Source organism: Pseudohoeflea suaedae, from assembly GCF_004354915.1.
Lineage (GTDB): Bacteria > Pseudomonadota > Alphaproteobacteria > Rhizobiales > Rhizobiaceae > Pseudohoeflea > Pseudohoeflea suaedae.
This window is the reverse complement of the sequence record NZ_SMSI01000003.1, coordinates 1-20,352: the sequence shown is the minus strand read 5'-3', so window position 1 is coordinate 20,352 and position 20,352 is coordinate 1. Positions and strand designations below refer to the sequence as shown.

Here is a 20,352-nt window from a genome sequence, read left to right as displayed (position 1 = left end):
CAGACAGGCCGCGGCCACAAACCCGGCCAGGCAACCGAAGACGGAAGAATGCAGACGCCTATTGCTCACGCCGAGCGTCTCAGACGGCGGAACGCAGGGTCTTCGGTCTCGTCGGCGAAGAGTTCGGCCAGCTGCTCGGTCATGGCGCCCGCCAGTTCCTCGGCATCCACGATGGTCACCGCGCGGCGATAATAGCGGGTCACGTCGTGGCCGATGCCGATGGCCAGGAGCTCGACCGGCGAGCGGGTTTCGATCTCCTCGATCACCGCGCGAAGATGCCGTTCGAGATAGTTGCCGGAATTGACCGACAGCGTCGAATCGTCGACCGGCGCGCCGTCGGAGATCATCATCAGGATCTGCCGCTGTTCCGGGCGGCGCAGAAGCCGCTGATGCGCCCAGATCAAGGCCTCCCCGTCGATATTTTCCTTCAGCAGCCCCTCGCGCATCATCAGTCCGAGATTGCGCCGGGCGCGCCGCCACGGAGCATCCGCGGACTTGTAGACGATATGACGCAGATCATTGAGCCGGCCGGGCGAGCCGGGCTTGCCGTTTGCAAGCCACTTCTCGCGCGCGTGGCCGCCCTTCCAGGCCTTGGTGGTGAAGCCGAGGATCTCGACCTTCACACCGCAGCGTTCGAGCGTGCGGGCCAGAATATCGGCGCAGGTGGCGGCAACGGTGATGGGACGCCCGCGCATGGAACCCGAATTGTCGATCAAGAGTGTGACGACGGTATCGCGGAAATTGGTGTCGCGCTCCATCTTGTAAGAGAGCGGCTGCATGGGATCCATGATGAGGCGCGACAGGCGCGCGGGATCGAGATAGCCTTCTTCGAGGTCGAAATCCCAGGCCCGGTTCTGCTGCGCCATCAGCCGGCGCTGCAACCGGTTGGCAAGCCGCCCCACCACACCCTGCAGATGGGAGAGCTGCTTGTCGAGAAAGGCGCGCAGGCGGTCGAGCTCGGCCTCGTCGCACAATTCGTCGGCCGATGTCTCCTCGTCGAATTCCGTCGTGTAAACCTTGTAGTCGACCTTCTCGTTGATCTCGGAGAAGGGCTGCGACGAACGCTTGGTCTCGCCCGGCGTTTCGGCATCCTCGTCCTGGTCGAGATCGTCGTCGCCGACTTCGGCCCCGTCCATCTCGCCGGTTTCGGACTGGTCGTCGGCGGAATCGCTTTCCTCGGCTGGAGCCGATTCCTGCCCGGCTTCCTCCTCGACCGGCTCGTCGCTTTGTTCCTCGCTGCGCGGCTGGTCGTCGTCGGACGTGTCGTCCTCATCCTGGGCTTCGTCGTCCGAGCCGTAATCCTCGGCCATGTCCATCGCCGACAGCATCTCGCGCACGAGGCGGGCGAACTTCTCCTGGTTCTCGATCGAGCCGGACAGACCGTCGAGCGTGTCGCCTGCCTTCTCCTCGATCCACCCGCGCCAGAGATCGACCACCTGGCCGGAATTTTGCGGCGGCTTGAGGCCGGTCAGCTTCTCGCGCACCATCAGCGCCAGAGCCTCTTCGAGCGGCGCCTCCTCGCGCGTCGTCACGGCGGCGTAGTTCGCGCGCTCGTATTTGTTCTCCAGCATCGAGGTGATGTTGTCGGCCACGCCCGTCATGCGGTTGGCGCCGATCGATTCCACACGAGCCTGTTCGACTGCGTCGTAGATCGCACGCGCTTCCGGGCCTTCCGGCGCCATCATCGCGTGAACGCGATTGTCGTGGCAGGCCTTCCTGAGTGCCATGGAATCGCCGAGCCCGCGGGACACCGAGACGTCCTTGCGGGTGGCCCGCTTCGGCAGATCGGGCAGGCGCGCCTGATGATCGGTCAGTCCCGGACGGTCTCCCGAGAAGGTGACGTCGAGATTGGCGTCGCCGGAAATGGCGCGCATCGAGCCCGTCAGCGCCCTCTTGAAGGGTTCCGTATCGGCCTGCGCCTTGCCTTTTGCCCTGGAATTGTCGCCGGGACCGGCCATCGAAGCTCCGATCAGCTCGCTGCGTCGAGGACGATATTGGCGGCACTTTCCTTCAGCTCGACGCCGAAGGCACGCTGGTAGTGCTCGGCCACGAGCGACCGTTCGAGTTCGTCGCACTTGTTGAGGAAGGTAAGACGGAAGGCGAGCGCAACATCACCGAAGATGCGTGCGTTTTCCGCCCAGGTGATCACCGTGCGCGGGCTCATGACGGTCGAAAGATCGCCGTTCATGAAGGATGAGCGGGTCATGTCGGCCACGCGCACCATCGCCGAAACGGTCTTCTGGCCTTCCTCGGTGTCGAACTCCTTCACCTTGGAAACCACAATGCCGACTTCGTTGTCGTGCGGCAGGTAATTGAGCGTGGTCACGATCGACCAGCGATCCATCTGCGCCTGGTTGATCTGCTGGGTCCCGTGATAGAGGCCGGTCGTGTCGCCCAGGCCCACGGTGTTGGCGGTCGCGAACAGGCGGAAGGCCGGATGCGGGCGGATCACCCGGCTCTGGTCGAGAAGCGTCAGGCGACCGGAGGATTCGAGCACGCGCTGGATCACGAACATCACATCCGGACGGCCGGCGTCGTACTCGTCGAAGACCAGCGCGACGTTGTTCTGGTAGGCCCAGGGCAGGATGCCGTCCTTGAACTCGGTGACCTGCAGACCGTCCTTGACCACGATGGCATCCTTGCCGACCAGGTCGATACGGCTGACATGGCTGTCGAGGTTGACGCGCACGCAGGGCCAGTTGAGGCGGGCGGCGACCTGCTCGATATGGGTCGACTTGCCGGTACCGTGATAGCCCGAAACCATCACGCGGCGGTTATGGGCAAAGCCTGCCAGGATCGCCAGCGTCGTTTCCCGGTCGAACAGGTAGTCCGGGTCGAGATCGGGCACATGCGACTCGAGCTCGCTATAGGCCGGGACTTCCAGGTCCACGTCGATGCCGAAAACATCGCGGACATTGACGGTGGTGTCGGGAAGGTTGGTGATATCGAGGTCGATCTTGCTCATCATAACTCCGGGCTGCCTGAAGCCGCCTGCCGCTTGATACGGGGTCTCATTGTGTCCGCCCGTGGCTTAAATCGGATCGGGCGCGAAGGGAAGCATTTCCATCGAATTCCGCTCTAGCAGAAACCCGACTGCTTTAACAATTGATAGGCCTGGATGACGGCGCGAAAACGTTCCTCGGAGCCACGGTCGCCACCATTCGCATCCGGATGGTGCTTCTTCACGAGTTCCTTGTAGCGCTTCTTGATCGCCGATGATGAGGCTTCTTCCGACAGGCTCAACGTCTCGAACGCCTTGGACTCGAGCGACTTCACCTTGCGCTGGCGCGGCGGCGGCGGGCGGCGCGACTGGCTCTCGTTGAAGAAGCCGAACGGATCGCGCATCCGCGCCTGGGTTGCCGAGCCCGAGCGGGCATGGGTGAAGTTCGGGTTGGCGCTGTTCCTGGCAGCCTTGTTGACGCCCACGCCCCAGGTCGGACGGTGACCGGTCAGCGCCTCTTTCTGGTAGCGGGCGATTTCGGTGTCGGAAAGCCCGGAGAAGTAGTTGTAGCCCTTGTTGTACTCACGCACGTGATCGAAGCAGAACAGGAAATACTGTCCGTCCGCGTGACGCCCGACGGGAGCGCGATGCACGCCCTTCTCGTTGCAGCCGTCCCACTGGCAGATCGGTCCGACCGGCTCGGCCGTCTTGGATTTTGTGCTTCTGGTCCGGTTACGCATCCGGATCTTGTCGAAGTGTTTTGAATCGAGCTTCATGAGGCGATTATGGTGCTCCGGTCGGGCATCTACAAGGATTGACAAGTACGAAACATCCTGACACCCCGATGCTGTCCGCTTCGGCCAGCCAGGGAGTTTTACGGATGAATCGCCAGCAACGAATTCACGCAGCGCTTACCAGTTCGTTCGCTCCGGTGCGGCTTTTCGTCATCGATGAAAGCCATCATCATGCCGGTCATCAACCGGACATGACGGGGGAAGGCGAGACTCATTTCCGCGTCCGTATAGAAAGCGACGCCTTCGCGGGCAAGAGCCGGATCGAACGCCACCGCGCGGTCAACGCCGTGCTGGCCGGCGAGTTCGACAAAGGGCTTCACGCCCTCGCGGTGGAAGCAGCCGGCACTGGCGAAGCCACCCGCTGGTAGCGTGCGATTGCGGTAAGTTCTAGCCGATTTCAGTCATCGGGCGGATGCGAAGCCGGGTAATCCGGTTCTTCTCGCGTCGCATGACCGTGAAACGCTTTCCGTGGAATGTGAAGGACTGCTTCTCGGCCGGGATGATCTGGCTTTCGTGGATGACGAGACCGGCCACCGTGGTCGCCTCCTCGTCGGGGAGCGACCAGTCGAGCGCACGGTTGAGGTCGCGGATCGGCAGCGAACCGTCGACCACCACCGAACCGTCGGCTTCCTGGCGCAGGCCCTGCACGTCGATATCGTGCTCGTCGGCGATGTCGCCCACGATTTCTTCCAGAATGTCCTCGAGCGTCACCAGCCCCTGCAACTCGCCATACTCGTCGACGACCATGGCGATATGGGCCTTGCGGCGCAGAAAGGCGTTGAGCTGATCGGGCACGCTCGTCGTGTCGGGAACGAACCATGCCTTGTGCGAGATCTTCACCATGTCGACCTTGGCGGTGTCGTTATCGGCGTCGGCAACCGCGCGCAACACGTCCTTGGCATGAACGATGCCGATGATGTTGTCGGTCGAATCGCGCCAGAGCGGCATGCGTGTGTAGGGGCTGTCGAGCACGGTGCGCACGGCGACCTCGGGCGGATCGTCGGCATTGAGCATCCGGATGGACGTCCGGTGGATCATCACGTCTGAAACTTCCAGTTCGCCCAGGTCGAGCACGCCGCCCAGACGGTCGCGGTCGTCCTTGATCACCGACCCCTCGCGGTGGAGCAGATCGACGGCGCCGCGGATTTCCTCATGCGCAGGAACGAGCGAGGTGTCCGGATCGAGCCGGATGCCGAAAATACGCAGGATGCCCCGGACCAGCCAGTTCACCAGGCTCGACAGCGGGCCGACGACGAACACAACCAGGTTGACCATGGGAGCGACGATCATCGCAAAACGGTCCGGCATGGAGATCGCCCAGCTCTTGGGCAGCACCTCGGCGAAGATCACCAGCAGTACGGTCATCACGATGGTGGCGATCACCACACCGGAATCGCCGAAGATGGACAGCAGTAGGCTGGTCGCCAGAGCCGAGGAGAGAATGTTGACCAGGTTGTTGCCGATCAATAGCGCGCCGATGAGCCGGTCGCGACGCTCGATCAGGCGCGTGACGATGCCCGCGCGCGCCTCGCCGTTCGTCTCCAGCGTGTGCATGCGCGCACGCGAGGCCGCGGTCAACGCGGTCTCCGATCCCGAGAAGAATCCCGAGATGACGATCAACCCCACGATGGCGAGGATTTCGAGCCAGTGAGCTGCGATCTGTTGAAAAATCTCGGCGAGTGTCATGACGAACGGGTTTCCTCGAGGAATCGGTGCACTTCTTCGCCCGGCACGTCATCGGCGATGAAGGACTGGCCGATACCGCGTGTGAGAATGAAGGTCAGCTTGCCGCGCTTGACCTTTTTGTCCTGGGCGATGTGTTCGAGCAATATATCGGTGGCAGGCAGCCCGCCTTCAATATCCGACAGCCTGGTCGGCAACCCGACATCCTTCAGGTGACGCTCCACCCGGTCGGCATCGTCGTAGCTGGCGAGATTGAGCCATGCCGAGAACCGGTGGGCGAGCACCATGCCGATCGCAACGCCTTCGCCATGTACGAGGCGGCGGCTGTCGAACTCTGTAGCGGCTTCCAGTGCATGGCCGAAGGTGTGGCCGAGATTGAGCAGTGCGCGCACGCCCCCCTCGCGCTCGTCGGCGGCCACCACGCTCGCCTTGGCGCGGCAGCTGACCGCAATCGCCTGGACGCGTTCCGGCCCGCCGGAAAACATCTGCCGCCAGTTGCGCTCGAGCCAGGCGAAGAATTCCGGCTTGTCGATAAGCCCGTATTTCGCGACCTCGGCGTAGCCCGCGCGGAATTCGCGGTCCGACAGCGTGTCGAGCACCGCGGTATCGGCGAGCACGAGATCCGGCTGATGAAACACGCCGACAAGGTTCTTGCCGTGACGTGAATTGATGCCGGTCTTGCCCCCGACCGAGGAATCGACCTGCGCCAGAAGCGAGGTCGGCACCTGAATGAAGCGCATGCCCCGTCGCACGATCCCCGCGGCAAAGCCGGCCAGATCGCCGATCACTCCGCCGCCGAGCGCGAGAACCGCATCGCCGCGTTCGAGCCTGCAGGACAGGACGTGATCGACCACCGTCATCAGGTTGTCGAAGTCCTTGGTCTTCTCGCCGGGCTTCAAGACCAGCGGATGCGCCTCGATACCGGCCGCGTCGAGCGAGTGGATCAGCGTTTCCAGGTGGAAGCTCGCGACAGTCTCGTCGGTGACGACGGCGCACCGAATGCCGGGCATGCGGCGGCTGATCTCTCCGCCGGCACCGGCCAGTGCCTGCGCGCCGATAATGATATCGTAACTGCGTTCGCCAAGCGGGACTTCGACGATCTGCGTTTCACTCATTTATGGGCTTCCTGGATATGCATGGCCTGATGATCCGCCAGCGCCCTGATGACGTCGAGGGCGACGGCCTCTTTCGGCGCCTCGCGCGATATGACGGTGATCTCGGCTTCGGCATAGACCGGATAGCGCTTGTCGAGCAGCGCCTTCAGGGTCTGTTTCGGATGTTCGGTTTTCAGAAGCGGGCGGGTATCGCGGCGGGATACGCGATCCCACAGGACGTCGAGATCGGCCTTGAGCCAGACCGACAGCCCCTTCCTTTTGATCACGTCGCGGGTGATTTCGTTCATGAAGGCACCGCCGCCGGTGGACACCACCCGCGGACCGCCCTTCATCAGGCGTTCAAGCACGCGTGTCTCGAGCGCCCGGAACTCCTCTTCGCCGTAATTGGCGAACAGGTCGCTGATCGTCATGCGGGACACGCGTTCGATCTCGGTATCGCTGTCGATGAAGGGAACGCCGAGCCACTGCCCGATCAGCCGGCCGATGGCGGACTTGCCCGCGCCCATGAGGCCGACGAAGACGAGATTGCGCTTGCCGAGCGCGGCGCGCGCCAGCGCGATCTCTTCGTCCGTCGCATGGCTGGCAGTCGTTCTGGCCACCTGTCCTCTCCGTTTCCCCTTGCCGTTCCAGCCGCTTTTGCCGGAACGTGCCTTCCTATCGGGGAATGGGGAGCCGCCGTCAAGCTGACGGGCTGCCGCTCGCCTTGCGCTCCGCCGATTGCTCAAGCATAACAGCATCAACCCGAAACGTCGTCGTCAGGCCGTTCATGCCCACTCTTTTCCGCTTTCTGGTTTTCTGCGCCGTCATCGTCGGTCTCGTCTACGGGGCGATGTTCGCCCTCGTCATGACCGTCAAGCCGGTGGAGCGGGACGTGACCATCCGCATTCCGGCCGAGCGCGTCAACCAGACCAGCCAGTGATGCGAAGCGCGGGGCTCGCACAGGCGGAAGCCTTTCTCGAAATGCTCAGCGCCGAACGGGGCGCGGCTCTCAACACGCTCGATGCCTATCGTCGCGATCTCGAAGACGCCGCCGGTTTTCTCGCGACACGCAAGACGACGCTGCTCTCCGCCGACAGCGATGATATCCGCGCGCTGATAGAGGATCTCGCGGACCGAGGCTTTGCCGCGTCGTCGCAGTCGCGAAGATTGTCTGCGCTCAGGCAGTTCTATCGCTTTCTCCATACCGAGGGCATGCGCGGCGACGATCCGACCGGCGTCATCGATTCCCCACGCAAGGCGCGCCCGCTGCCCAAGGTGCTGAGCGTAGAGGAGGTCTCCCGGCTCCTCGAGCAGGCGGAGAGCGACATCGCGCAAGCAGGGACCGATTTCGAAAAGCGCCAGAAGATCCGCTTTCGCGCGCTTCTTGAACTTCTCTATGCGACGGGCATGCGTGTGAGCGAACTCGTCGGCCTGCCGGAACGCGTGCTTGCCGATGGCGGACGTTTCCTCATCGTGCGCGGCAAGGGCAACAAGGAGCGCATGGTGCCGCTTTCAGGACCGGCCAGGGCGGCGCTGGCAGAATGGATCGAGGCGCGCAACTCGGCACGTCTGGATGGCGACGAGGAGCCCGAGTGGCTGTTCCCCGCCTCCTCCGATAGCGGCCATCTCTCGCGCCAGGTTTTTGCCCGCGATCTCAAGAGCCTTGCCGCACGGGCCGGAATTCCCAGCCGTCTCGTCTCGCCGCACGTGCTGCGGCACGCCTTTGCAAGCCACCTTCTGGCCAATGGCGCCGACCTGCGCGCGGTGCAGGAACTGCTCGGACATGCCGACATTTCCACAACGCAAATCTATACGCATGTGCTGGATGAAAGGCTCCGTCAGCTGGTCACGGAGCACCACCCCCTTGCAAAAAGTGCCATAAACCGCGATGAAGCGCGAAATCCTACGCTTGCGCGCGGGAAATAGTGCCATATTTCCAGGATTGAACGTGTAACGAGTTTTCGTGACTGGCCGGAGCTGATGCAGAATTATCTCGATTTCGAAAAGCCCATCTCTGATCTTGAAACCAAGATCCACGAGTTGAGAACACTTGCTGGCGAAGATGAGAGCGTCGACACGAGCGAGGAGATCTCGCGCCTGGAAAACCGTGCCCGTGACGCGATGACCGACATCTATTCGCGTCTGAACCCGTGGCAGAAGACGCAGGTCGCCCGTCACCCGGCACGTCCTCATTTTTCCAACTATGCCTCGGCGCTCTTTACCGAGTTCACGCCGCTTGCCGGCGACCGCAAGTTCTCCGAGGATGCCGCGATCCAGGCCGGCTTTGCCCGTTTCCAGGGTGCGCCCGTCGCCGTGATCGGCCAGGAGAAGGGCCACGACACCAAGTCGCGCATCAAGCACAATTTCGGCTCCGCCCGTCCCGAAGGCTACCGCAAGGCGATCCGCATCATGGAAATGGCCGACCGTTTCGGCCTGCCCGTGATCACGCTGGTCGATACCGCCGGCGCCTATCCGGGCGTGGGCGCCGAGGAACGCGGCCAGGCCGAAGCCATCGCGCGTTCGACCGAGACCTGCCTCAACCTCAAGGTGCCGCTGATCTCCGTCGTGATCGGGGAAGGCGGCTCGGGCGGCGCGATCGCGATTGCCACCGGCAACCGCGTCTACATGCTCGAACACTCCATCTATTCGGTGATCTCGCCGGAAGGCGCTGCCTCGATTCTGTGGCGCGATTCCGCGCGGGCCCGCGATGCGGCCACCCAGATGAAGATCACCGCGCAGGACCTGATCCAGTTCGGCATCATCGACGGCATCATCAACGAGCCGATCGGCGGCGCCCATCGCGACCCCGATGCGGTGATCACGCGTACCGGCGAGACCATCTCGAAGGCGCTTGAAGACCTCTCCGCCCTCGGTCCGGACGCATTGCGCAAGGATCGCCGCGAGAAATTCCTCAAGATCGGCCGCTCGCTCAGCTAGCGGCATCGCGCGGAAAACACGTCTACCGGGCCGAAAAGCCCGGTATTTGCCGCACAAGCGCCATAATCACACCCTTGTTATCCCCCCGGTGGGTCTGACAGCCTTGAAGTAAGGGTTCGTCAACCATACCCGCCATATCACCGGCTGACGGATCGAGGCGTACGGGACCCGATGAATCGGATGCCTGCACGTCCCATAAACCGAATGCCGATGGCGCCGCCTCGCCCGGGAAAGCAGCGGCGCACGCTTGGGGACATCATGAGCCGACTGCGATCGCTGACATTTGCCATGCTTATGCTGACAGCCCTTACCGGGTGTCAGGATGCGCTCGATTCCGTCTCCGACAAGGTCGAGCATCCGCTCCCGGCCAAGCTCGTCAACAAGATGAAGGCCGCCGACATGTCGGTGCGCGCGCCCATCATGATGCGCATCTTCAAGGAAGAAGGCGTGCTCGAGGTCTGGAAGCAGAAGGGCAATGGCCGCTTCGACAAGGTCACCGAATACGAGATCTGCAAATGGTCCGGCAAGATCGGCCCGAAATTCGAAGAAGGCGACCGCCAGGCGCCCGAGGGCTATTACCGGATCTACCCCGCACAGATGAACCCGAAGTCGAGCTATTACCTCTCCTTCAACATGGGCTATCCCAACAGCTATGACCGCTCGCACGGGCGCACCGGCTCGAACCTGATGGTCCACGGCGCCTGCTCGTCTGCCGGCTGCTATTCGATGACCGATGAGCAGGTTCTCGAAATCTACGGCTTTGCGCGCGAAGCCTTCCGCGGCGGACAGGACTATTTCACGGTTGCCGCCTATCCGTTCCGCATGACGCCGGAAAACATGGCCAAGCACCGCAACAGCGAGCATTTCGAATTCTGGAAGATGCTCAAGATCGGCTACGACCAGTTCGAATTGACCCGTCGCCCGCCGGTCGTCGAGGTCTGCAATCGCGAATACGTCTTCAACCAGGTGCCGGAAGACCCCTCGGCGAAATTCAGCGCCAACTCCGCCTGTCCGCCATCCGAAACGCCGGCATCGCTCGCCACCGCCTATTCCGCCTACCAGTCGAAATGGAACGAGGCCTTCCGAAAGGCCGTCGCCAAGGAGAGCAAGGAAGAAGCGCGCGAACTCGAACAGGAGCGCAAGGCCGAAGAGGCTGCGGCCCGCCAGGCTGAAGCGGAAGCCCAGCGTCAGGCGCGCGCCGAGGCTGCCGCCAATTCGCCCTCGCCGCTCGGCAACCTGTTTTCCGCCCCCGGCGCGACCCGCGGCAACATCCAGGACATCGCCGTGCCGGCCGCTCCGGCTCAATCCGCAGCCGACGCCACCGTCCAGACACAACCGGCCGAAACCGCAGCGGTTCAGGCCCCGATCGAGGCACAGGTCCAGGCACAGACACCCGCGACGGACGCACAGGTGGCGACCCAGGCCCCGGTCCCGACGGCAAGTCCGATGGAAACCCAGGCCGCTCCAGCCGGCACCGGCAACAACAAGCCGTTCTGGAAGGTCTGGTAAGGCCGGTGTCCACGCCCTCCGACACGCTCGATCTTCGCGGACTGAAATGTCCTCTGCCGGTCATGCGCACGCGGCGTCATTTGCGCGAGCTCGTCCCCGGCACCGTGATCGAGGTGGAAACCACCGATCCGCTCGCCGTGATCGACATCCCGCATTTCTGCCAAAGCGAGGGCCACGAACTGGTGGCCTCCGCGCCGGCGGACCACAGCGGGCACAGGTTCACCATCCGCCGCGGCAGGACCGCCAGCGCGGACCGACAGTCCGGCGCCTAGGGCTTGTAGCCGCCCGGGATCGCCAGCGGGTTCTTGGTAAGTGCGGCGCTGTCCGGCCGCCCGACTGCCGGCTGATCGGCGAATGCGCCGAAGAGATCGGCGACGAACCCCTCCGGCATGTCGCGGGTAATCACCACGAGACGCGTCTTTTCACCGCTTCCCCCCGGCCAGGACTTGAGCCGCACCGGCTCGGCAACCACCGACTGTACCGCGTGAACCACCACGGGTCGTGACGGATCGTCCGAAAGCTTGATGAGCCCCTTCATGCGCAGGAGTTTCGGCCCGTGCGCGGAGCGCATCAGGTCGAGAAACATCATCAGCGCCTGCGGCGAGACCGCTGCATCGAGTTCGAGGCTCTCGCTGCGCACGCCGTCATGGTGATGGTGGCGTGCATGGTCATGATCGTGGTCGTGATCGTGGTCATGATCGTGCTGATGTTGCCCCAGCCAGGCCGCCGCATCGATCTGCCTGCGTTCGGCATCCCAGGCGCCGCAATCGAAGACCGCTTCCGGCGTCAGATCGGCATCGTCGGCATCGATCACCGCCACGCGCGGATTGAGATCCGCAAGCCGGGCAGCCAGCTCGGCGCGCTGCTGAGAGGCAGCGGCACTTCCCTTGCTGACGACCAGGCGGTCGGCGAGCGCCACCTGGCGTCGCGCCTCCTCATGACGGTCGAGCGTCGGCAGACCATTGATCGCATCGACGACGGTGATGACACCGTCGAAACGATAGCACTGCGCCAGAACCGGATGCCCGATCACCGCCTGGATCACCGGACCGGGGTCGGCGAGCCCTGTCGTTTCCACGATGACCCGCGTGAACGGACGGATCCTGCCGGTCTGCCGCCGGTCCATCAGGTCGGCGAGCGTGTCGACGAGATCGCCTCTGAGGGTGCAGCACAGGCATCCGTCGGAAAGTTCGATCACGCCCTCGCCCGATTGCTCGACCAGCAGGTGATCGATCCCGACATCACCGAATTCGTTGATGATGAGGGCCGCTTCCGAGAGATAGGGCGTCGAGATGAAGCGGTTGATCAGCGTCGTCTTGCCGGCGCCGAGAAAACCGGTGACGGCGTGAACGGGAATGCGGCGAGGCATGTCTGGCGAACCTGTCACGTCAGCTGGCCGGTCGGAAATTGGGCAGCGGGATATAGCTGGTCCCGAGCAGGATCGCCGCTTCCGCGGCACTCGCCGGACCATTGCCGATCGGCTCGCCGACGGGCGCCGGGACATAGTTCGGCTCGCGGCTCCGCTCCTTGATATAGGCCGAATGGAAGACGAGCTTGCCGTCCTGATCGCGCTCGCCCTGACGCGCCTTGCGCGCTTCTGTCGAGCAGATCTCGGCGCTGACGTCACGCACCTGGTCGCGGTCAGCTCCGTAAGGCTGCAGCGTCAGCAGCGTCTCGCCACCGGCCGGCGTGTGAAGCGCCTCGTTGAGAAGCCGCGCGGATTCGTCCGCCCGATCGACAAGGCTCTGCGCCCCGAGGATGACCGAGACCACCGTGCGGCCGTTCACCGTCGCCGAGGAGACCTGATTGTAGCCGGACGCGCAGATGTAACCGGTCTTCATGCCGTCCGCGCCCGCAAAGCGGCCGATCAGCGCGTTGAAATTCTCATAGGACCGGCTTCCGACCGAAAAACCCTCGAGGCTGAAATAGCTCGCATATTCGGGGAACTCGCGCCGGAGCGTCACCGCCAGAAGCGCCATGTCGCGCGCGCTCGTGTACTGCCCCTCGCCCGGCAGGCCGTTGGGATTGATGAAGCGCGACGATATCATGCCGATACGCTGCGCCTCGGCATTCATCATGGCCACGAAATGCTCCTGGCTTCCGCCCACCTTCTGGGCGATGGCAACGGCAATATCGTTGGCCGACTTCACCATGAGATATTTCAGCGCGGAATCGAGCGGAAAACGCTGGCCGGGCTTGAAATACATCTTGCTGGCAGGCTCGGCGGCGGCTTCGGGCGTCATCACCACATCGTCATCGAGCTGCAGCTTGCCGGCGCGCAGCGCGCGGAAGGTGACGTAAATCGTCATCAACTTGGTCAGGGAGGCCGGATACCAGCGCTGGAACGCCTCGTGATGCTCGATCACCCGGCCGCTCGCCACATCGACGGCGATCGACGGCATGGCCCTCGCGGCTGCGGGAGACAAAAGGCACAGCGCGAGCGCCAGAGGTCCCATGGAGCGGAAAATACGGTTGAATGGCTGGATAGTCCGGATCACGACAGAACCCTGATTGATCTCGAAATGGCCGGCTCCGCGACGTCCCGGAACCGTCCTTTTCTCTCGTCTAGACGCCTTGGGTGGTCTATATGGCAGGGTGTAGGCCGTTTTGCCACTGGCCGACCCGCCGAAACCGCCAAAAAGGCCGTGTCTCGGTGCGTAATCCGACCATCAATGGGGTGTTTTCATGGCATTGTTGCCCGAGAGTGTCGAAATGAAGAGTGACGTCGCCGGCTGGCGTCGCTTTCTGCATGAGCGCCCCGAAATACTCTACGACGTGCACGAAACCGCAGGCTTCGTCGCTGGCAAGCTTCAGGAGTTCGGTTGCGACGAGGTGGTCACCGGTCTTGGCCGTACCGGCGTCGTCGGCATCATTCATGGCCGCGAAGGATCGAACGGCCCCACGGTCGGCCTGCGCGCCGATATGGACGCGCTGCCGATCAACGAGATCACCGGTGCGAACTGGGCGTCCCGCACACCGGGCAAGATGCACGCCTGCGGCCATGACGGCCACATGGCGATGCTGTTGGGCGCGGCCCGGCATCTTGCAGCGACCCGCAAATTCGCCGGCTCCGTCGCCGTCATTTTCCAGCCGGCGGAAGAAGGTGGCGCCGGCGGCCTCGCCATGGTGCAGGACGGCATGATGGACCGTTTCGGCATTGAGCGCGTCTTCGGCATGCACAACCTGCCAGGCCTTCCGGTCGGCCAGTTCGCCATCAAACCCGGCCCGATCACCGCCTCGACCGACGAATTCGCCATCACCGTGACCGGCAGGGGTGGCCACGCCGCCATGCCGCATCTGGCCATCGACCCGATCGTCGCGGGTTCCGCGATCGTCACCGCGCTCCAGACGATTGCCTCGCGCAACGGCAATCCGCTCGATTCCGTCGTCTGCTCGGTCACCAAGTTCAATGGCGGCTTCGCCCACAACGTCATCCCCGAGACCATCACGCTCGCGGGGACTGTGCGCACTCTCACGCCGGCCATGCGCGACCTTGCCGAAAACAGGCTCAAGGCCATCGCCGCCGGCATCGCCGCAAGCTTCGGCGCAACTGCCGACGTGAACTACCAGCGCAGCTATCCGGTCACCGTCAATCATCCGCTCGAGACGACGATAGCCGGCGATTCGGCGGCCTTCACCTCGGGCGAGGAGAATGTCGATCGCGCCGTCGATCCGATGATGGGCGGCGAGGATTTCGCCTATATGCTCGAAGCCCGCCCCGGGGCCTTCATCTTCATCGGCAACGGCGACAGCGCGAGCCTCCACCACCCGGCCTATGACTTCAACGACGACGTCATCCCCTATGGCATCAGCTACTGGGTCCATGTCGCAGAGCGCGCGCTGGCAGCCTGAACGGCCGTCGCGTCATCAACCGAAAATCACGCATCCGGAAATGGATTTCCGGAAAATCATCCTGTATGAGGTGTTCCGCGTGGTCCCGTAGCTCAGGGGATAGAGCACAGGATTCCTAATCCTGGTGTCGCAGGTTCGAATCCTGCCGGGATCACCATTTCATCATCACCCATCTCTAGTGGCGGATCCGCGCCTTGCCCGCGGCCCTGAGGCGTTTGCGGGCGCGGGACGCATAGAGGCTGCGGAAGAAATTCTCGAGTTTGGCCTTCAGCGTGACCGATCGGTAGAGCCCTTGCGTTTCACCGAACATCTGCCTGGCATAGACCTTCCCGTCGCCCTTGTATTTCCGCCCGGTGAAATGTTCCGGGATCAGGGTCCAGGACGGCCAGATCACGATATCCGGCTCATGCGCCTCGATGAGTTCGGAGATGAAGAGGTTTCCGGTCTCCCGCCAGGGATGATCGAGATAAAGCGGATCGACCGCTTTCAACGTGTCGATGATGAGGCGCAGGAACGGATGACCGGGCACCGACGCGACGATGGGCGCAACCATCTGCCCGCGCATGAACTCGTTTTCGTATACGGTATAGATCTCGCCGCCATCGTCGAAGAGTTCGTCGACGGGAAGCAGGCACTGGCTGTCCGAGCCGGCAATATAGCCGCCATGCCGCCACAGGATCTCGTAGCGCATCAGGTCAGCCGCACCGGCATACCAGCCGCGTTTCATGTATTCCTCTATCTGCGGCTTTGTTTCCCAGTCCTCAGACAGGCTTTCATTGCCGTAACAGACATAGTCCCAGTGCGGGTGCCTCATAACCCAGCTCTGCATCCAGTCGCGCGGAGCCTCCTTTGGACCGATCCAGATATGCGCCAGCCTTCTGGGTACTTTGGCCGGACTAGACATGGACATGCGTCGCCATGCGAGCCGTTTTGCGCGCCGGCATGTTCCGGCGGCGCAAGGCGGCATGTTCATGAAAGGGGTATCGATACATGCCGCATGACTTGCAGTCGATCGAGTAGCCGCAATGCTGTTCCCAGCAGTCGACCATGTCGTGAAGCGCAAGTCCTATGCGTTCGAGATGCATCGATGACGAGCTTTTCACGAGAATGACTTCCTCCGGCCTTGCCGTCGCTCTGATGTGGTCGAGCACAGCCTTCGCATCGTCGAAACGAAAGACCCGGCCTGCGGCGACATGCTCCTCGGGCACCCGCGCCCTGTGGGCATTGGGACCCACGAAGATGACTTCGTCGGCGGCATCGGAGGCCAGCCTGTAGGCGAAGTCGTACGCACGCCGGGAACTGTGCGAGAAGTCGGAAATGAAGCCGATGATGATGCGCTTGTAGGGGGACCTGGCGCTCCGGATGGCCTCGATCGCAAGGTCGAGGCTCGCGAGCGGCGCCTTGGCCGCATCCAGCAGAAAGGTCGGCTTCCCCTCGCCACGCATGACCGACATGCGGTTGAAGACAGGTTCGAACCCGGCAATGCGGTTCGCGGCCGTCTCGGGACGTATTCCGAGTTCGACCGCCGCGGCAAAGGCCGCCGCCACCGGCAGCCAGAAATGAGAGCCGTTGAGCAGCGATGTCAGCCGCCGTTTTCCGCCGGGAAACTCGACATCGAGCGTCAGTGAACCTGGGACGTCATACGCCACGCCCACAACCCTGTAGTCGGCCCCTTCATTGCGGCCAAAGGTGACGCAACGGGCCTTCGTCATGTCCCGCATCGCACTGACCCGTGGATCATCCGCATTGAGAACGGCGAGCCCACCGGGTTTGAGATGCCGAACGAGATCGGCCTTTTCTTCGGCAATCGCGTCAAGCGTTCTGAACGAGGCGTAGTGCTCGAGCGACACGAGCGTGACAATGGCAACATGGGGGCGGACAAGGCGTGCCTTTCGGGCGATGTCTCCTGGTACGAACGCCGCGGTCTCGACGACCGCGAAATCCTCCTCTCCCGACATTCGGCGAAGCGTCTGCGAAATATCGAGCAGCGAGTTGCCGATGGCACCCAGAGCCACCTCCCGCTCCGCCGAAAGAATATGCGCCAGCAATGAAGACGTCGTCGTCTTGCACGAACTGCCGGTTACCGAAACCATCGTCGCACCCAGCCCGAGCCTGTTGATGCGCGCCAGCCAGACACTCTTCGTCAGACGGACAATTTCGGCGAACTTTCGACGGCGGCGTCTTGTGAGGCTTCGAATATATCCCTGCTTGCCGAAAATACTCATCGACGCCCAATCATTCCAGACCCCATGCGCACTGCCCACTCACAACAGCAACTCCCAAACGCACCAATCTTCCCGTTGGAATTTTCTAATATAAACGAGCGAGATACACGTATTACTAAATTAAGATCTCACACTGATGCGTAGTAATTACATATATTGTTCGCATATCTGACGACTGATAAATAGATCTAAATATAGAAATATTAAAGATCGGGACGGACTTCGTGTGACGCCGATTTCCTGCTTCATCCTGACTTCGCCTGAAAGCCCTGATGCGCGTCGGGAGAGCGCGATCGGCCAGCTTGCGGGCATGGATCTGCAGCATTGTCTCGTCGACGGTTTCACCAGGAAGAGCCCCGAAGTTTCAGCGTTCTACTCTCGTTGGAAAAATCTGCTTCTCGCCAAGCGCAGCATGAGCAACGGCGAAGTGGCCACCTATCTCGGTCACCGTCTTATCTGGCAAAAGATCCTCGACACGGGCCTGCCGGCGGCCCTCATCCTTGAAGACGATTTCCGTTTCCGTGATCCGGCTACCGCGCGTGAGACCATTCGCACCGCCTTCGAAGAAGGCGCCCGGTGGGACATGATCAAGCTGTTCGACTATCAACCGCGCAAATCGATCGCCAATTACGAGAGGAACGGCGTCACCTTTGTCTTGCGTGAGCGCCCGGGCTCGGGCCTTGTCGGCTATGTCATCTCGCGCGAATGCTGCAGGCGCCTGCTGCGGCGGAAAAGCATCTTCATCCCGGTGGATGAAGAGCTGCGCTGCTGGTTCGAACACAGGATTTCGATCGTCTCGGTCTATCCGAACGTCGTCGAGGATGGCGCGGATCTGTTCTCCGGGTCGATTCTCGAGGAACACCGGCAGGCGATGAAGAGAAAGCGGAATATCCTGCGCTCGCTGTGGGGCAATCTCCTTACGCTGCGGCTGAACATTAAGTCGAGACTTTGGAGAAACCGGGTACTCCGACATGCCGGCATGCGGCAGTCCTGACGTCAGGCATCGACTTCACCAGGCCTTCACATCCTCTCGCCCGGTTGACGCCATTCCCTCTCCCGTCTGATAGAGTGCCGGCAGACAAGCCGGGAGGATGACGTGGCGGACGGAATGAAGATTGCCTTTCTGGGCACCGGCCTGATGGGTGGGCCGATGGCGCGGCGGCTGGCGGAAGCCGGATACGGGATCTCCGTCTGGAACCGCAGCCCTGCGAAGGCCGAGCCGCTGGCGGCCTGCGCCGCGACCGTCTGCGCTGCCCCCGACGAAGCGGCAAGGGGGGCTGATCTCGTCATCACCATGCTGACCGCCGGCCCGGCCGTGCACGAGGTCCTCTTCGACACCGGCGTCGCGCAGGCGGCCGCACCCGGCGCCATCATTCTCGACATGAGCTCGATCCGCCCGGCGGAGGCGCGCGCCCATTCCGGACGGCTGGCCGAAAGCGGACGCCGCCACGTCGATGCCCCGGTGTCGGGCGGCACGCGCGGGGCAGAGGCTGGTACACTGGCCATCATGGCCGGCGGTGACGAAGCTGCGTTCGACGAAATCAGGGAGGTTCTTGCCGTCATGGGCCGCCCGGTGCGCGTAGGCCCCTCAGGCGCGGGCCAGCTTGCCAAACTCGCCAACCAGGCGATCGTCGGCATCGCCATCGGCGCTGTCGCGGAGGCCACATTGCTCGTGAGCGAAGGCGGCGGCGATCTCTCCGCCTTCCGTCAGGCCCTCAAGGGCGGGTTCGCCGATTCGACCATCCTGCAACAGCACGGCGAGCGGATGGAGAACCGGGACTTCGCGCCCGGCGGCCGTTCATCCGTGCAGTTGAAGGACCTCGACAACGTTTTGAACGAGGCTGAGGCACTGGGACTGAAACTGCCTCTGGTCGAGGCCGTGCGGGATCGCTACAAGCGTCTCGCCGGGCCGCTTGGCCAAGGCGATCTCGACCATTCCGCGCTCTTTCTCGAGCTCCTCGACCTCAACGAAAGGTCCGCATGACACCGCGCCGCATTTCCATCCTCGGATCGACCGGTTCGATCGGTTGTTCGACGCTCGACGTCATCGATCACCTTGGCGGTCGCGAATCCTTCGAAATCCCGGCGATGACCGGCATGGGAAATATCGCGCTGCTCGCCGCGCAGGCAAGGCGCTTCGGGGCGGGTTTCGCGGCTACCGCCGATCCGGCGCGCGGGCAGGAGCTGAAAGACGCGCTTGCCGGCACGGGCATCGAGACCGGCTCAGGCCCCGAAGCGATCATCGAGGCGGCATCCCGCTCGGCCGATATCGTCATGGCGGGGATCGTCGGCATCGCCGGTCTGGCGCCCACTCTCGCCGCCGCGAGGACCGGCACCGACATCGCGCTCGCCAACAAGGAATGCCTCGTCTCGGCGGGGGCGCTTTTCGTCAATGCGGTCAAGTCGGGCGGCGGCAAGCTGCTGCCGGTCGATTCCGAACATAATGCGATCTTCCAGGTGCTCGAACACAACCAGCGCCATGCCGTCGAGCGCATCATCCTGACGGCTTCGGGCGGCCCCTTCCGCGCCATGAGCAGAAACGAGATGAAAGGCGTCACACCGAGGACGGCTGCCGCCCACCCCAACTGGTCGATGGGCCTGAAGATCTCGATAGACAGCGCCTCGATGTTCAACAAGGCGCTCGAGATGATCGAGGCGCAGTACCTGTTCGACGTCTCCCCCGGGACGATCGAGGTGATCGTCCATCCGCAGTCGGTGATCCACTCGATGGTCGGCTACACCGACGGTTCGGTGCTGGCCCAGCTCGGCGCGCCCGACATGCGCACCGCGATCGGCTACGCTATCGGTCATCCGCGCCGCATTTCGCTTCCGGTCGAGCGGCTCGATTTCGCCAGGCTGGCGAAGCTCGAGTTCCACGCCCCCGACACGGAGCGGTTTCCTGCCCTCGCCCTTGCCCGCCGGGCCATGGAAGAGGGTCACATGCAAGGCTGCGTGCTCAACAGCGCCAAGGAAATCGCCCTCGAAGCCTTCATCGCCGAAAGGATCGGCTTCCTCGACATGGCCGACATCGTCGAAGCCGTGATGGACGACATGTCCGGGCTGCAGGAACCGGCCACGATCGAGGACGTCTTCGCCGCCGATACGGAAGCCAGGCGGCGGGCAATGGAAAAGATCGGCCGCGCCTGAGAGGGAGTGACATCCTCCGGTTCCCCCTTGCGCCGCGGCCGTCCGGCCGGGTCCCTGCGACAACCGCTCTGTCGGCGGTCGCTTACGCTACCTGGCGGGCCAGTGCGCACTGGCTCCACAGGTCGTTGAGCGCCTGGGTGAGCCTGGCGATGTCGCCGTCGCTGTGAAGT

At 63.1% G+C, this 20,352-nt stretch carries 20 protein-coding genes and 1 tRNA gene; 11 read left to right on the top strand and 10 right to left on the bottom strand.

Annotated features, from left to right (window positions below; genetic code table 11):
- Positions 1–65 precede the first annotated feature (65 nt).
- The 3 genes from cobT to E2A64_RS13780 all read right to left on the bottom strand — a co-directional run bounded on the left by cobT (position 66) and on the right by E2A64_RS13780 (position 3,717).
- The gene (gene cobT / locus E2A64_RS13790; protein WP_133285099.1) at positions 66–1,958 is read right to left on the bottom strand and encodes a cobaltochelatase subunit CobT; all 1,893 of its coding nucleotides are present in this window, start codon (positions 1,956–1,958) and stop codon (positions 66–68) included.
- Between the two features lie 11 nt (positions 1,959–1,969).
- A complete protein-coding gene (gene cobS / locus E2A64_RS13785) occupies positions 1,970–2,965 on the bottom strand; it encodes a cobaltochelatase subunit CobS (protein ID WP_133285098.1) in 996 nt (331 codons plus the stop codon).
- Positions 2,966–3,078: 113 nt separating this feature from the next.
- Entirely contained in the window at positions 3,079–3,717 is a 639-nt protein-coding gene (locus tag E2A64_RS13780; RefSeq protein ID WP_133285097.1) for a J domain-containing protein, read from the bottom strand.
- Between the two features lie 104 nt (positions 3,718–3,821).
- On the opposite strand from E2A64_RS13780, the gene E2A64_RS13775 reads away from it, so the two are divergent.
- Positions 3,822–4,103: a BolA family protein gene (locus E2A64_RS13775; RefSeq protein WP_133285096.1), complete on the top strand. Its 282-nt coding sequence runs from the start codon at positions 3,822–3,824 to the stop codon at positions 4,101–4,103.
- 19 nt (positions 4,104–4,122) lie between these two features.
- Here the strand turns inward: E2A64_RS13775 and E2A64_RS13770 are convergent, their stop codons facing one another.
- Genes E2A64_RS13770 through E2A64_RS13760 form a run of 3 tightly spaced genes read right to left on the bottom strand, consistent with a single transcriptional unit; the run spans position 4,123 to position 7,132 of the window.
- Positions 4,123–5,421: an HlyC/CorC family transporter gene (locus E2A64_RS13770; RefSeq protein ID WP_133285095.1), complete on the bottom strand. Its 1,299-nt coding sequence runs from the start codon at positions 5,419–5,421 to the stop codon at positions 4,123–4,125.
- Positions 5,418–6,533, bottom strand: a complete 1,116-nt coding sequence (gene aroB, locus E2A64_RS13765) for a 3-dehydroquinate synthase (RefSeq protein ID WP_133285094.1) — start codon at positions 6,531–6,533, stop codon at positions 5,418–5,420. Before aroB ends, E2A64_RS13770 begins: the two co-directional genes overlap by 4 nt.
- Positions 6,530–7,132 (bottom strand): shikimate kinase, encoded by a 603-nt coding sequence (locus E2A64_RS13760; protein ID WP_244598298.1) that lies wholly within the window; start codon positions 7,130–7,132, stop codon positions 6,530–6,532. Before E2A64_RS13760 ends, aroB begins: the two co-directional genes overlap by 4 nt.
- A gap of 167 nt (positions 7,133–7,299) precedes the next feature.
- Between E2A64_RS13760 and E2A64_RS17925 the strand changes: the two genes are divergently transcribed.
- From E2A64_RS17925 to E2A64_RS13740, 5 genes are all read left to right on the top strand, one after another.
- Positions 7,300–7,452 carry a hypothetical protein gene (locus tag E2A64_RS17925; protein ID WP_174235803.1) on the top strand — a complete coding sequence of 51 codons (153 nt, stop codon included), beginning with the start codon at positions 7,300–7,302 and terminating at the stop codon, positions 7,450–7,452.
- Complete coding sequence (gene xerD / locus E2A64_RS13755) at positions 7,452–8,438, top strand: site-specific tyrosine recombinase XerD (RefSeq protein WP_133285503.1); 987 nt, start codon at positions 7,452–7,454, stop codon at positions 8,436–8,438. The genes E2A64_RS17925 and xerD overlap by 1 nt, the downstream gene beginning before the upstream one ends.
- Before the next feature lie 54 nt (positions 8,439–8,492).
- Positions 8,493–9,449, top strand: a complete 957-nt coding sequence (locus tag E2A64_RS13750) for an acetyl-CoA carboxylase carboxyltransferase subunit alpha (protein WP_133285093.1) — start codon at positions 8,493–8,495, stop codon at positions 9,447–9,449.
- Between the two features lie 258 nt (positions 9,450–9,707).
- Positions 9,708–10,958 carry a L,D-transpeptidase family protein gene (locus E2A64_RS13745; protein ID WP_244598297.1) on the top strand — a complete coding sequence of 417 codons (1,251 nt, stop codon included), beginning with the start codon at positions 9,708–9,710 and terminating at the stop codon, positions 10,956–10,958.
- A gap of 5 nt (positions 10,959–10,963) precedes the next feature.
- Positions 10,964–11,230, top strand: coding sequence for a sulfurtransferase TusA family protein (locus tag E2A64_RS13740; protein WP_280177545.1), 267 nt, complete (start codon positions 10,964–10,966; stop codon positions 11,228–11,230).
- Here E2A64_RS13740 and E2A64_RS13735 read toward each other — a convergent pair.
- Both E2A64_RS13735 and E2A64_RS13730 read right to left on the bottom strand, forming a co-directional pair.
- A complete protein-coding gene (locus E2A64_RS13735; protein WP_133285500.1) occupies positions 11,227–12,327 on the bottom strand; it encodes a CobW family GTP-binding protein in 1,101 nt (366 codons plus the stop codon). The two genes, E2A64_RS13740 and E2A64_RS13735, sit on opposite strands and share 4 nt — an antisense overlap.
- Before the next feature lie 19 nt (positions 12,328–12,346).
- Complete coding sequence (locus E2A64_RS13730; protein WP_133285499.1) at positions 12,347–13,414, bottom strand: D-alanyl-D-alanine carboxypeptidase family protein; 1,068 nt, start codon at positions 13,412–13,414, stop codon at positions 12,347–12,349.
- A 229-nt stretch (positions 13,415–13,643) separates the two neighbouring features.
- Here E2A64_RS13730 and E2A64_RS13725 point away from each other — a divergent pair, with 229 nt between their 5' ends.
- On the top strand, positions 13,644–14,810 hold the full coding sequence (locus E2A64_RS13725; RefSeq protein WP_133285092.1) for a M20 aminoacylase family protein: 1,167 nt from the start codon (positions 13,644–13,646) through the stop codon (positions 14,808–14,810).
- An 81-nt stretch (positions 14,811–14,891) separates the two neighbouring features.
- Positions 14,892–14,967, top strand: a tRNA-Arg gene (locus E2A64_RS13720).
- 18 nt (positions 14,968–14,985) lie between these two features.
- On the opposite strand, the gene E2A64_RS13715 is transcribed toward E2A64_RS13720, so the two are convergent.
- Together E2A64_RS13715 and E2A64_RS13710 are read right to left on the bottom strand one after the other, a co-directional pair.
- On the bottom strand, positions 14,986–15,639 hold the full coding sequence (locus tag E2A64_RS13715; RefSeq protein WP_133285091.1) for a glycosyltransferase: 654 nt from the start codon (positions 15,637–15,639) through the stop codon (positions 14,986–14,988).
- Positions 15,640–15,706: 67 nt separating this feature from the next.
- Entirely contained in the window at positions 15,707–17,035 is a 1,329-nt protein-coding gene (locus E2A64_RS13710; protein WP_133285090.1) for a Mur ligase family protein, read from the bottom strand.
- Between the two features lie 226 nt (positions 17,036–17,261).
- On the opposite strand from E2A64_RS13710, the gene E2A64_RS13705 reads away from it, so the two are divergent.
- From E2A64_RS13705 to dxr, 3 genes are all read left to right on the top strand, one after another.
- Positions 17,262–18,029 carry a glycosyltransferase family 25 protein gene (locus E2A64_RS13705; RefSeq protein ID WP_133285089.1) on the top strand — a complete coding sequence of 256 codons (768 nt, stop codon included), beginning with the start codon at positions 17,262–17,264 and terminating at the stop codon, positions 18,027–18,029.
- A gap of 114 nt (positions 18,030–18,143) precedes the next feature.
- A complete protein-coding gene (locus E2A64_RS13700) occupies positions 18,144–19,019 on the top strand; it encodes an NAD(P)-dependent oxidoreductase (protein WP_133285498.1) in 876 nt (291 codons plus the stop codon).
- Positions 19,016–20,182 carry a 1-deoxy-D-xylulose-5-phosphate reductoisomerase gene (gene dxr, locus E2A64_RS13695; protein WP_133285088.1) on the top strand — a complete coding sequence of 389 codons (1,167 nt, stop codon included), beginning with the start codon at positions 19,016–19,018 and terminating at the stop codon, positions 20,180–20,182. The genes E2A64_RS13700 and dxr overlap by 4 nt, the downstream gene beginning before the upstream one ends.
- Positions 20,183–20,352 lie beyond the last annotated feature (170 nt).